This window comes from Spirosoma liriopis (assembly GCF_023196085.1).
GTDB lineage: Bacteria > Bacteroidota > Bacteroidia > Cytophagales > Spirosomataceae > Spirosoma > Spirosoma oryzicola.
The window spans coordinates 144,657-157,233 of the sequence record NZ_JALPRF010000004.1 but is presented as its reverse complement, the minus strand read 5'-3'; the positions used below and the strand labels follow the sequence as shown (position 1 = coordinate 157,233).

General features: G+C 49.3%; 10 protein-coding genes. 3 read left to right on the top strand and 7 right to left on the bottom strand.

The window, feature by feature from the left end:
* Positions 1-111 precede the first annotated feature (111 nt).
* Entirely contained in the window at positions 112-1,992 is a 1,881-nt protein-coding gene (locus tag M0L20_RS22910; RefSeq protein WP_248479313.1) for a serine hydrolase domain-containing protein, read from the top strand.
* Between the two features lie 192 nt (positions 1,993-2,184).
* Here the strand turns inward: M0L20_RS22910 and M0L20_RS22905 are convergent, their stop codons facing one another.
* The 6 genes from M0L20_RS22905 to M0L20_RS22880 all read right to left on the bottom strand — a co-directional run bounded on the left by M0L20_RS22905 (position 2,185) and on the right by M0L20_RS22880 (position 7,102).
* Positions 2,185-2,811 carry an LEA/WHy family protein gene (locus M0L20_RS22905; protein ID WP_248479311.1) on the bottom strand — a complete coding sequence of 209 codons (627 nt, stop codon included), beginning with the start codon at positions 2,809-2,811 and terminating at the stop codon, positions 2,185-2,187.
* A gap of 23 nt (positions 2,812-2,834) precedes the next feature.
* The gene (locus M0L20_RS22900; protein ID WP_248479310.1) at positions 2,835-3,590 is read right to left on the bottom strand and encodes a hypothetical protein; all 756 of its coding nucleotides are present in this window, start codon (positions 3,588-3,590) and stop codon (positions 2,835-2,837) included.
* Positions 3,591-3,787: 197 nt separating this feature from the next.
* A complete protein-coding gene (locus tag M0L20_RS22895) occupies positions 3,788-4,528 on the bottom strand; it encodes a hypothetical protein (protein ID WP_248479309.1) in 741 nt (246 codons plus the stop codon).
* Positions 4,529-4,566: 38 nt separating this feature from the next.
* Positions 4,567-4,839 (bottom strand): hypothetical protein, encoded by a 273-nt coding sequence (locus M0L20_RS22890; RefSeq protein WP_248479308.1) that lies wholly within the window; start codon positions 4,837-4,839, stop codon positions 4,567-4,569.
* Between the two features lie 186 nt (positions 4,840-5,025).
* Positions 5,026-5,400, bottom strand: coding sequence for a YtxH domain-containing protein (locus tag M0L20_RS22885; RefSeq protein WP_248479307.1), 375 nt, complete (start codon positions 5,398-5,400; stop codon positions 5,026-5,028).
* 760 nt (positions 5,401-6,160) lie between these two features.
* Positions 6,161-7,102, bottom strand: a complete 942-nt coding sequence (locus tag M0L20_RS22880) for an NAD(P)-dependent alcohol dehydrogenase (RefSeq protein ID WP_248479306.1) — start codon at positions 7,100-7,102, stop codon at positions 6,161-6,163.
* A 354-nt stretch (positions 7,103-7,456) separates the two neighbouring features.
* Here M0L20_RS22880 and M0L20_RS22875 point away from each other — a divergent pair, with 354 nt between their 5' ends.
* Complete coding sequence (locus tag M0L20_RS22875; RefSeq protein ID WP_248479305.1) at positions 7,457-7,957, top strand: cupin domain-containing protein; 501 nt, start codon at positions 7,457-7,459, stop codon at positions 7,955-7,957.
* An 8-nt stretch (positions 7,958-7,965) separates the two neighbouring features.
* Here the strand turns inward: M0L20_RS22875 and M0L20_RS22870 are convergent, their stop codons facing one another.
* Positions 7,966-8,946, bottom strand: a complete 981-nt coding sequence (locus M0L20_RS22870) for a helix-turn-helix transcriptional regulator (protein ID WP_248479304.1) — start codon at positions 8,944-8,946, stop codon at positions 7,966-7,968.
* Between the two features lie 719 nt (positions 8,947-9,665).
* On the opposite strand from M0L20_RS22870, the gene M0L20_RS30155 reads away from it, so the two are divergent.
* Positions 9,666-12,302, top strand: coding sequence for a cellulose binding domain-containing protein (locus M0L20_RS30155; RefSeq protein WP_262923995.1), 2,637 nt, complete (start codon positions 9,666-9,668; stop codon positions 12,300-12,302).
* The last annotated feature ends 275 nt before the right edge of the window (positions 12,303-12,577 follow it).

The window sequence follows — 12,577 nt, the reverse complement described above, 5'->3', positions numbered from 1 at the left end:
AATTGAAGCAATTGCTACACCAATTCGCGAATAATAAATTCACTCTTTCTTTCTGCTAGTCTAGTCTTTTCCGCATCATTCATCCAGACAAAATAGGCGATACGCTAACCCATGCTTCAACGACTCACGCTACTCCTGACCGGTTTGCTCTTATTGATTTCTTGTGAAGGCACTATCGCCCAGTCATCAGGTCCTGCGATTCCCTTTAACAAGCTAACCTACCAAATTGATAGCATTCAGAAAGTCGAAAAAATTCCGGGTTTGCAAGTACTGGTGTTTACGAAAGATTCGCTGCTTTACCAACGAAACGCCGGGCTACGAAACCTTAAGACAAAGGCGCCTGTAACCGCCCAGACCCTATTTCCGGTAGCCTCCGTAACCAAGAGTATGGTTGCCGTAGCCGCTCTGATGCTGGTTCAACAGGGGAAATTATCGCTCACTGACGAAGTAAAAAAACTAGCCCCTGAAATTGAATTTCATAACCCCTGGGAAGCCACTGATCCAGTCCGAGTAGCCCATCTGCTGGAACATACGGCGGGTTTCGACGACTGGTCCATGAAAGCTTATGCCTACAATAGCCCTACTATCACGCTACAGGAAGGACTCACCATTGCGCCCCAGTCCCGTCAGTCGCGCTGGCGACCCGGTACGTTTATGGCCTATAGCAATGCTGACCCGCCTGTGGTAGCCCGCATCATTGAAAAGAAAACGGGACAGGAATTCGAGTCGTTCGTACGGCAACGCATCTTTACTCCGCTGGGCATGAACCGAGCCACCTTTCACCGCGACGGAGCAGCCTTAACAGATCTGGCCAGCGGTTATACAGATAACGGCCAAAAGGAAGCTCCTTACTGGTATCTGCTGGCACGACCTACGGGTGGGCTTAACGTATCAGCCCTGGAACTGATGCCCTTTGTGCAAATGCTGATGGGCCGGGGATCTTTTCGTGGGCAGCCACTTCTTTCCCCCGCTTTAGTTGACCGTATGGAAACGCCATCCACCACGTTGGCCGCCCGCGCGGGTTCTAAACAGGGCTACGGTCTTAATAACTTCACCACTTCCTATCAGGGTCACCTGCTGCATGGCCATGACGGAGCGTCAATCGGTCTGCGAGCGCATTACCTATACCAATCGGCGCTGAACCGGGGCATTATTGTACTTGTCAACACCGATGGTCCCGGCTTCAGTAAGCTCAAAGACGCCGTTCTGAAACTGGTGATGCAAAATGTTCCTCCACAACGTCCGCCCGTTTATCGCTTATCGAAGGCAGAAAAAGAAAATTGGATTGGCTACTACAGACCAAGTAATTTCAGACAGGCAGCCACAGGCTGGTTTCTGGGCTTAACGCAACTTGTGCACGTTGAAGAAGAAGGAAACAACCTGGTGCTGTATGACGGATTAGGCAGCCAACCCCTTCAATCGATTGGCCCGAACCAGGTACTGCGGCTGGACAGCCGGGGCTACACTCCCGAGCTAACGCTGGTGCATAACGATTCAAACGAGCCGGTGCTGGTTCGCTCTTTCGGTGCTGGGCTAATGGCGAATACGGCTACTAAAACGTCATTTTTGGGCGCCTGGCTTCCCGTATTGCTAGGGCACCTATCGGTGCTGATACTAGCCCTGTGTCTCATTATGGGCATTGTCTGGCTCATTCGGGGGGTTTGGTTGCAGAGGAAAGGCCGTCGATTGAGCGTCCTGCCCGTACGAATCGGGCTCTTTGTGTATGCACTATCATACCTTGTTATGGTCATCAGTCTAAACGAGGGTGGAGACGAACTAGGCGTCGTTTCGCCCCTGTCGATCACCGTTTTTACCGCTTCGCTTCTGGGACCACTGGCTGCTTTAATGGCTTTCTTTAACCTAACCCGCAACTATCGTCAGCTTTCGAGCCGCACCGAACGAATTTTCATGCTTATAGCCGTTGGTTTCGCTTTACTAGTCGTAGGCTACATGGGTGTTTGGGGATTGGTGGGTATGCGAACCTGGCTGTAAGAATTTCAGCTAGCTAAACGCTCACATTCAACCTATTGCTCTAAAGCGTAAAAAGCCCACTTATTGTGAAGAAGAAAGATTGACAGAACTCCAAAACCCTTGCAGAAGCTTTACAAGTGAGAACCCAACGGCCACAGCAGTAGATAGAATGGCTTCTATCTACTGCTGTGGCCGTTTGCGAAATAGCTACTCTTACTTTTTTAAGAGCATGTCTCTGCTGATGTCTTTGTCAATATCGATGTAACCAGGGTACTTTATCTGCTTATTACCCACCAAAAAGGTCGGCTTGATCTTGAGCGTTACTCGAGAAGGCGAAGACCGTTGGCTACCAGCCAGGTTACGAATCAGATCAACAAATGATTTGCGGCTTGACCGACTCGCCATCAGACCATACACGTTGGTATTTACCGGGATGGGGACAAGGGTCTTCCCTCCTCCTGGCGGTACAACTACTCGCTGATCGACGGTGCCCGTAGCCAGTTCATTACCTGATAGCAGCAAACGGTATTCGAATTGATTGATAGCCGCCGTATCGCGAGTTGGATTGACAATTTCCAGATTGATGTCCGCCTTAAAGGGGATATCCTTACTTAACAACCCGGCTGCAAGCCGAGGATAATTAACCGGGTTGAGGTCCTCCAACTGGTTAATTTCTTTAAACTCGCTAACCTCATAACCGGCAAGCGTAACGTTGTCTGCCGAATGAACAGCATACCGGCTTTTGCCCAGCCCTTTGGCTTGCTGAACCTGCCGATTGATACCGCACTGCGTATAAAGTAAAGGGACCGCCAGCAGAGCCAGCTTGATAAATAGTCGCATAGATGATTAGAATGCACTGCGGGCTAACGCAGTCGATAAGTAAGGAGCACGTTGAGCATAGGCAGAAAACCGTGCTGATGGAGTTTCGTATCTGTTTCACCATCAAGGTCGGCGTATAAGCGCTGGGTAATTCCTAGCCCATCAATGACGGAACGGTTAGAGGAAAACGTATTTTGAGTCGTGATGATCTTGCCTAAACTTAGTTCTGTATTCAGGCCAAATCGCGAATTGCTAAACGCAAAAGAACGACCTACACGAACCCCACCAATCAAAAGATTTGATTGCAGATTAAAAACAAAAGCAGGGGAATTGAGTGGACTGAACCCCGAAAGATCCCGGTTAAAATAAACCCCTAACCCATCGGCGGGGGTAATGGGTCCTGCCGAAAAATGGATATATTGACCGAAGATGGTGCTGTACCAAGCCGAATTGGCGTGAATACCCATACCTAAGCTGATAAGGCTACCCTGTCGAAATGAGCGGTCGATGACTCCGCTCAGCGTAGGATCTAGTCCGAATCCTTCGAGCAGTTTCAGCGTGTATCGATTAAAAGGAGCAGCGATTAGTCCAGCCTGTGCCTGTACAGACAATCGGCGGCTAAACCGGTATTCATAACCAAGAGTATAGTTTAGTGGAACTTGTAATCCCGCCGAGATTGTATGACCAGTCCTAAAAGGTTGCTTTCTGGCTAGTGAATCCTGCCCCCGACTCAAATAAGGAATTGCAGCCAGTAATACTAAACACACTACTAGAATCCGTAGCTGACAACTTTTTTTCATGAGCGATAGACAAACTGCATAAGAAACAGAAGCGCAGACACAACAAGACTATGTAGCTAGTTGAATTAATTTCATATATTCTGTTCAAAGTAGCGTCTACTGGCAGCTACCGATTGATGTCCAGGAGGCCATTTGTAGTAATAAAGACCTCGCTGCCGGACGAAATGATGTACAGTCCAGCAGCGAGGGCAGCGAAGTTAGGCTACAGACTGTAGCTTACGGTCTAGCGAACTCGTCGCTTCTTTCGATTCGGTACCCATTTTCGCGCCGAATCCTGCCGCAGCAACACCGATCAGTAGTCCAAAGAAACCGAATATAGCCGCTTTTGATGCTGCTGAAGCCGTAGCATCGGCAACCTGCCGGGCCTTTGCCGCAGCCTCTGCTTTCGTTTGTTCAAACTTAGCAGCTGCCTGTTTGTACGTATTGATCCAGTTGTCAACAATTTGCTCCGACTCAGCTCGGCTTTTACCGGTACGTTTCATCACTACATTTACCGCGTCGTCCCGGTCAACCTGACTGACGGTTGCTTGTCCTTGTTTGAAGAGTCGATCAAACAAACCGTCGGCCAATGCGCCAGCAGCCTGTGGATTCTCCGCGGCCCGGCCCGCAGTAGTTTGAGCCTGATCGCCAGCCTGTTCAGCCTTCTGCTCCAGCGTGCGAGGGTTGAGTGCGGGATTACCCGTCTGGCGCAGAATCGTGTTAACTTCGTTGCGTAGGTTCGTCAGGTCAATGTTATCAACGTTAACACCGTTCTTAGCAAGTTCTCCTTTAACAGCCTGACCCAACTGAGGCCCCGCTGCTGAAGCAACTGAACCTGCCGCAGACCCTGCCGTCCGGACGATCCCGCCCAACAACCGGCTCGCTCCACCAATGAGACTGCCAATAGTCGTCGTTAAAAAGTAAATCGTTAATAGCGTCGCCAGACTCCAGGTCAGCACACCGTGGATGATACCGTCAAAAAGACGGGGCGCGCTAGCTAGTCGGCCTGCAATCCATCCTCCGGCAAACAGAGAGAGTAAGCTGCTGACAACATACCATATAGCTCCCCCGTACCTAGTCCTGCCGTTGGGTTTTGTTCCGTCTCCGGGTCGATGGTGCTCAATCCGATGCCGAGCCCTAATAGCGACAGCAATAACTGGCTTACAATTGCTACCAGTACACCGGCGAAGACGGCACTCCAAGAAATTCGTTTTACAAAAGAGCTGCGGCCATAAGCCGTGCTGTTAAAAGAAGTAAGTTCTCGTTCCATTGTGTTTAATAGTTAATTATGATAAAGCGTTGTGTGGCTGCCCAGAATCCCTGCTGCACTATTTTCTATTCTCTTAGGCAACACTCGTTCAACAACTTAGGGTTTGAAAGCGAATCCCCGGATCGGTGCGGTCCGGGGATTCTTTTGTTGAGTAAATCAGAAGACCCGATGCTAACAAGCAAACTGTTAGCTGAACTTAACGGTATCTTTTAGAGAGTCGATACCGGCCTTAGCCTTGTCTGCCAGATGGTTCGCTCCGTGCTGCGCCTTGTGAGCGTAATTGCTGAATTCATCTTCTGCTTTGCCAGCAACTGACGCTACACCGTTTTCAAAGGCATCAAACTTATCCTCCGCCCGTTCTTTGGCTTTGTGCCACTGGTGTTTTGCTTCTTTTGTCTCGTCGTGTACCTTCTTCGCGATTTGCTTGCGCAATTTCTTACCTGAGCGGGGGGCCAGCAAGAGACCGATGGCCAAGCCAGAGACTACCCCTGTTAATAATCCAGTCAGAAAAGTGGTATCGGTAACGTAGTCCTGAACATCCTTTCTTTGTTCGAAAAGCATATGATTAGCGTGTTTATGTGGGAAATAAAGACCAATGATTCATATGAGGTAAAAATTATACCAGATGATTACCAAACAGCTATCTTACTGACTATAAGTGCGTTTCAGGACGTAAAGAATTTTTTCTAATTACGTTACTAGTAGAGTATAATACTCAATTTTGTTGCATAATTTACTCATTTTTTAAGTAAATTTACCCTGTAAAAGCTATTCATGTTTGCTATTATTACTTATTTTCAAATTGCTAGTAGTTAAGTCTTACGAGACATTCTTGTCCCTTTGGCAAGGTAAGTCTAGGCGTTCCTACCCAGGCAATATAAATATATACACTTGTATATAAACAGTTTAGGTTATACAAATACAATGTTTGTCTTCGCCTGAACAGGAACTGGTGGTTTCAAAATAGTACCTACAAAGCGTTAGCTATCAAAGATAAGCACTCTATGTTTTTAAGTATATATACTCATTTATTAAAGCAGGGATAATGGTTGATAGATTCACTGTCCTTATAATGAATGATGGCGATACAAGTGCAAGGCCGAGTTTTACCTTGAAAAGGCAGCTTCGCTATACCAATTCTAGCGCTGACAGATTCCTATTTGCCTTTGAGCGAAACGCGAAAACACTGTCGTGGGACAGTGTTTTCGCGTTTCGCATGATACCATATTCATCGCGTTAAGTCTTGGCTAAAATGAAAAAAGCTGATTTGCAAACGGGTTCTTACCCGTTGAAGAACCATGTTTGGTCAGGTAATCTACCGCTAGTCAAGAACGATTACCGATTTTCCGATGCCTTTACCCCGACGGGCTTCTTGGTAGGCTTCCCGGACGTTGTTTATGGAGTACGACTTGTCCAGCACGATTTGCAAGCCATCTTCGGCTAAATGGGTTAATGCGTTGAGCCCCTCAACAGTCGATTTTAAGATTAGAACCTTGCTTTTCCGCCCGGAGAAAAGATTGTTAATAAATGAATAAGCAAGTGTCAAAGGTGACGGAAGTGTGCTGACATAGACGGCGCTTGGTTTCATCAGGCTTTTTGCCTCGGTAAAGGAAAGCTTGGTAGATAAGTCAATAACCGCGTCGAAGCGTTGACTGAGTACGTTGATCGATTGCTTCGTATAGTCACTTACCGTGTCAGCCCCCCATTTTGCGGCCTCGTCCACCCCTTTCGTACTAACAACTGCTGTTACGCTGGCACCGCGTTTTTTGGCAATCTGCACGGCGAAAACGCCAATACCACCGGTAGCCCCGTTAATTAACACGTCTTGATTAGGACCGACTGCTGCCAGCTGATCGATGATCTGGAGGGCTGACAGCCCGGTTACGGGTAAGGCGGCTGCTTGCTCAAAGGAAATATTGGCTGGTTTTAGGGCAACATTGGATTCTTTGACAACCACGTAATCGGCCAGGGCTCCACCTTTGAACACATCCAGTAAGCCAATGACCGCGTTACCTGGGGTAAAGCGAGTGGTGGCACTACCCGTTTGTTCGACAATACCCGAGAAATCGATGCCTACCGATTTTGGAAAGCCAGATCCCGACATCAGTTTCATTTCTCCACCATATACTTTCCAATCCAGCGGGTTAACCGAAACCGCTTTTACCCGGATCAATAATTGGTCTTTCTGAATACTAGGTATCGCTTGGTCAACCAGCTCTAGCACGCTTTCGTCGCCGAACTGTTTATAAATTACTTTTTTCATGCTGTTTTATTAGTTGAGGTTTACATGAAGCGCGATCAACCGAAAAGCTCTTGCCTGGCGGTGAGCCAGATGAATCAAATCCATTCATCCAGTGCTGGCTAGTCAGTGCGTCTTGCTCACTGCAAAATTGAATCATCTGAAGAGCTGTAAATAGCGCAAAAGGCCGAAAAAATAGTCGAATACGGCGGAGCGGAACAACTAGGTCAATTACTTAACAGATACGCTTTTATCGGTACTGTTCAGCCGTTTGGTCAGGATAACCTTGTTTGTCGGACCGGACTGATTTATGGTCGGATCGGCGTATTTTCCAAATCGAATACTACCGAGCTTTGTGGCGTATTTAAACCAACCATCATGGAAAATCACAAAAAACAACCTATCACGGTGGGTCCCGAAGCGGGAAAAAGCGTTTCGGTCGGCGGTAGCACCTATCGTATTCTGGCTAGTGGGAAAGACACCGAAGGAGCTTTCGCTACAATCGATATGCTGATCCCTCCCGGCGGTGGACCTGGCCCACACGCCCACGCGGATTTTGACGAAACGTTTTATGTGATCGAAGGGGAAGTCGAAGTAAGATCTGAGTTTGGGACTTATGTAGCGGCCAAAGGATCGTATATTACCATACCCAAAGGGGGCGTGGTGCACGCTTTCAAGAACAAGAGCGAGCAGACGGCTCATTTGCTTTGCACCGTGGTACCTGCCGGGTTGGAATCGTTGTTCGAGGAAATCGGTCAACCCGTTGCCGTCGGTCAGTTCCTTCCTCCGGCGCGGCTGGATGAAGCCACTCTGAAGAAACTACAAGCCATTGCCGAAAAGCACGGTCAGCAACTATTTCCACCCAATTACCTAGGATAAATAACGCCTTACGAATACGAGTAGCGTTTGGGGTTTAGGCCATAATGTTTTTCAAATATGCGACTGAAGTGGCTCAGGTTAGAAAACCCCAATTCATAGCCCACTTCGCCAACGGAATGCTTGCCTTGCTTCAACAGGAAGGCAGCTTCTTCCATGCGGGCCTGCTGGTAATGGTTGTAGATCGTGGTACCAAACGTTTGTTTGAACAGCTGTTTTAGTTTGGTTTCACTCATCGCAGCACGTTGCGCCAGTTCACGGATTACCGGCGGCACGCTTAGGTCGCCGATGATTTCGTTACGGACCAACAGGAGTCTTTCCGCGTCGGCGCTGTTGATCGGTTGATGGGCCGCATTTTCCCGTAAAGACAGTTTATGGAAGACCAGATAAAGCAGTTCCTGCACTTTGATCCGCATGTAAAAGTGGCTCAAGCGATCATTCATGTCCACAGCAGCCACATTTTTAAGTAGCTGTTTGATCTCCGCTTCCATGCGTTCGAAAAACAAAAAAGAGTTACCACTCTCAGTAATAGTCTGAAGCACCGAATTGGGCTCGCTGACGGCTAACAATTCCGTCAAACGGGGCGGCTTTATGGCAACAACTACGTAGTGAATCGTTTGATGAGCGGGAAAACGGATGGTTGAGTTGAGATCGTTGGACGTAACCTGGATAGCAGACTCATCGCGCTGCGAGAACAGAACTTGGGGAGCATCGTTGTAAGCAATCTCTAGGGCTTGCTCGTTGCTATAAAAAAAGACGGTAACCAGGTCGTTTCCCTGACCGGATGTGTTGCGATTGATAATTAGGTCTTCCTTAAGCAGATAACGGTGTATAGTGATCTTGAAGTCAGGTCCGAATGCGAGCTTGCGTATGTATCCCTGTCCCAAATGATCCGGTATCACCAGTAGATCATTCTGTACTGTCGCCCGTATGTAACGGGCGAAGTAGGTCATAAAATCAAAATCGGGTGTAGCGGAAAAACTGAATATCATGACAGTAGCGCTCCTGTTCCTAACGCTTAACAATAGTACATAATCAGGACTGATAATTCCACAGTTAGCTTTTGAAAATAGTGTACCGTTGTTCCATTCATCGAACCGCCAATGGGTGATTGGTACCAAGCCAACATTCGACTGCCTAGAGCATTGGATTCGTCAATCGCCCGCTGACGACCTGGCCTATACGAAGCGGATTTCTGTCTGAAAGCTGCAAAACGGACATTATAGCTGCCCCATTCAGGCTTCGTAATTTGCCAATCTTGAGTTAGGTCAGTCATGCACAGCGCGATAAACGGACCATTTCAGAAACCGTTTCGACGGCTCCGCATCGCGCCCGGTACTGACCCCTTGCTTCCTTAGCCTGTTGACCCTTGTAGAACGACGGGAAAAAGCCCGCCAGATGTAAGCTGCTAATATGTATATCGATATTGTCCATGCTCTGACACTGGCTTGTCTATACCCAAAATACGGCCTGACAGAGTCACTACCCATCTCTTGATCTCGACTTGATCCAAGAAAACAGGCCATTTTGCCCTTCTTTGGGATAAATGTTATGGTTTTTGTGCGATTTGTTATCGTCCACGGGCTTAGTACCGGCCTACTTTTGTCCACTATCTCTAGTGAGTCGCTTACCCACATCAGGCGATTGCATACAGTCAACTTTTACCAACTACCTTCTTCGGCAGGATCACTAACCCCCTGCGTCAACACGTATGAAAACAAGATTTACGATCAAACCCCAGCGACTGGCGGCCCACTGGCGATTGGGGCTGGCGCTACTGCTAGGCGGCAGTATAGCCACGAGCGTTCAGGCACAGAAATCTGGTTCGGTGACGACCACTCAAAGCTTTTCCTACACCGGCCAGATCGAGACATGGACGGTACCTACTGGCGTGACGTCACTCACCGTTGAAGCACGAGGAGCCCAGGGAAGCAATGCAAGTCAGTCTCGCTTCCAAGCAGGTCTGGGAGCAGTCATAGCTAGTACAATTAGCGTTACACCGGGCCAGAAATTGAAAATATTGGTCGGGCAGCAACGGAACCCCGGTGATGTTAATAGCAATGGTGGGGGTGGAGGTACTTTTGTAACCGATCTTAACAACGCACCGTTGGTTATCGCCGGTGGCGGGGGTGGCAGTGGCAATGCCGATGCTACGCAAAAACACGGTCAAGCCGGTACATCAGCCGGGAATGGCGGTGGGAACTCCGCAGGAACCGGGGGTAACAGTGGGAATGGCGGTATCACACCACCTCCCAACGGCTATCTTTCATACAGTGGCGGTGGCTTGTTGACGGCGGGCAGTGGCGGTTATTTTCCGGAAATCAGCAACGGTAGAGCCTTTGTTGATGGTGGAGCCGGTGGACAGGGTAACGGTTCAGTAGGATACACCTCGCCAGGGGGCTTCGGAGGTGGAGGCTGCGGGGGAGGTAACGTTTCTGGAGGAGGTGGGGGCGGCTACTCCGGCGGTGGTTGCGGGGGGGCTAACTTCCGGGGTGAGCCATCTGGTGGTGTTGGTGGTGGGGGCGGTTCGTTCACCGCTGGCCCCCGTCTTTTTGCACGCACTGGTGCTATTGATGGTAATCCGGGTAATGGTCTTGTTATCATCACCTATACACTTTGTTCATCCTTCACGGCTAACCTGACCAACGACGGACCTCTAACCTGCGCAAAAAAGAGCGTCAATCTGCTTACTACCGGCGGTCCGGCAGGTGCTACGTATCTGTATAGTCCAGAGGCTACGGCTAACGCCAACAACCCAGCTATCGCTTCGGTAAGCCAGTCGGGTCCCTACAGCGTCACCGTAACCGCTCCTGACGGCTGCTCAGTGATAGCGACGACCACTGTATCCAGTAACACGACTGCGCCTTCGGTGAGTATCAATCCGCCGACGCAGACTGTTTGTCAGAGCGCTAATCTGACGGCCGAAGGTGCCACTACCTATCAATGGAGTACCGGCGATACTACAGCTACCATCTCTGCTACGGCCAGCGGTAGCTACTCAGTAACAGGCACTACCAGCAACGGCTGTAGCGATACGGCTAGCGCTCGAGTAACAATTAACCAGCCTGTCACCATCACCAGCCAATTCCAATCCCTGACAACCGTCTGCGGCACCAATACCAGCGGCCAGTTTAGCGTCTCGGCTACGGGTACGGGACCACTTACTCTCCAATTTTTTCGGGACGACGAGCTACTGGATCAACTAACAAATTATTCTGGTAGTACTGTCAGCTATACTCAGCAGCTAACTCGAAGCGCCAACTATCAGTTTGTCATCATTAGTGCCTGCAACAGCGTGACAACGACCCTGGCCCCCATTACAGTCAATCCTTTGCCTCCCGCTCCCAGCCTGGTAACTCAGTCTGGACAACCCTACCCAGCGGGCGTGAGCAGCTTGACGGTCAGCCAGAATACCGGCGATGTGGTGTTGGTGGTATTGGGTTGTCAAGACGGTACTATCAACTGGAACGGGGGCAGTAACAGTACGCTGGCAGTCTCAACGGTTAACCTGGGAACGCAGAGTTTTACGGCTACATGTACCAGTAACAGCACAGGCTGCACCAGCCCGGTAGCAACGGCCACAGTCACCGTCGTAGCGCCCACGCTCAAAGTGCTTTCCCGTGACCCTGACAATGGTCAGTTGAACAACAACACTATTAAGCCGTACTTGCTGCTACAAAACGAAGGCACCACGCCGATTCCTTATAGCACGATTACCCTGCGTTACTGGCTGACTACGGAGAATACTATTCCTCTGGTCTTTCAGAAAAACTACGTAGCAATTGGTCAAAACAATCTCAACCTGCGCTATGTGCCCATTAGTCCCACCCGTCAGGGAGCTACGGGCTACATCGAGTACAGCTTTAGCGGAGGAGCGGGCAGTCTGGCACCAAACGGCGATTCAGGTCCGCTAGAGATTCAAGTGAACAAACAGGACTACAGCAGCTTCTTCCAGGGAGACGATTATTCGTATAGCAATACTAGCAGCTTTACGCTCAACCCGCGCATTACGGCTTACCAGAATGGAATGATCTTCTATGGCCAGGAGCCAAGTGGCACAGGTAGTGCCCGCGTACTTAGGGAGGAATCGGGCAGCGGACTATCGGTGAAGGTGCTGGGTAATCCCATAGTGGGGCAAGCCGTCGAGGTGGAAGTTAGCGGGGTGAGCGGGCAAGCCGTCCAACTGAAGCTAACGGATTTGCAAGGTAAGACGCTTCGCCGGCAGAGCATTGATGAAGCGGGCACCATAGAGCGGGTTAGTCTACCTTTAGACAATACACACGGCATGATCCTGCTGGATGTGAGCACCGCTACGCAACGTCAGAACATCAAACTAGTGCGACCTTAAAAGGTATTGTAAAGCTTAATAAAAGCCCCAATCAAACAGTCTTCTTTTGAAAAAAGAAGACTGTTTGATTGGGGCACAAACTATCGACCAGTAAGAACAACCATAGTAGTAGCTTCATTCATTTCCCTAGACTACCGAGCGATTCTTAGACTACTTATAAGACTTAGATGGGAAAGAGGAATAGCCTGGAGAGCTTGTCTTTTTCTATAAATGTCTCCTCGAAGCATTGTCACATCCGTAGATTCAGGCCAGTCTGTGCTTTTACCGGTTAACAG

Excerpts from the sequence above, each read along its gene's own strand:
- M0L20_RS22910 (WP_248479313.1), top strand. The coding sequence starts at position 112 with ATGCTTCAACGACTCACGCTACTCCTGACCGGTTTGCTCTTATTGATT.
- M0L20_RS22905 (WP_248479311.1), bottom strand. The coding sequence starts at position 2,811 with ATGCGACTATTTATCAAGCTGGCTCTGCTGGCGGTCCCTTTACTTTAT.
- M0L20_RS22900 (WP_248479310.1), bottom strand. The coding sequence starts at position 3,590 with ATGAAAAAAAGTTGTCAGCTACGGATTCTAGTAGTGTGTTTAGTATTA.
- M0L20_RS22890 (WP_248479308.1), bottom strand. The coding sequence starts at position 4,839 with ATGGAACGAGAACTTACTTCTTTTAACAGCACGGCTTATGGCCGCAGC.
- M0L20_RS22885 (WP_248479307.1), bottom strand. The coding sequence starts at position 5,400 with ATGCTTTTCGAACAAAGAAAGGATGTTCAGGACTACGTTACCGATACC.
- M0L20_RS22880 (WP_248479306.1), bottom strand. The coding sequence starts at position 7,102 with ATGAAAAAAGTAATTTATAAACAGTTCGGCGACGAAAGCGTGCTAGAG.
- M0L20_RS22875 (WP_248479305.1), top strand. The coding sequence starts at position 7,457 with ATGGAAAATCACAAAAAACAACCTATCACGGTGGGTCCCGAAGCGGGA.
- M0L20_RS22870 (WP_248479304.1), bottom strand. The coding sequence starts at position 8,946 with ATGATATTCAGTTTTTCCGCTACACCCGATTTTGATTTTATGACCTAC.
- M0L20_RS30155 (WP_262923995.1), top strand. The coding sequence starts at position 9,666 with ATGAAAACAAGATTTACGATCAAACCCCAGCGACTGGCGGCCCACTGG.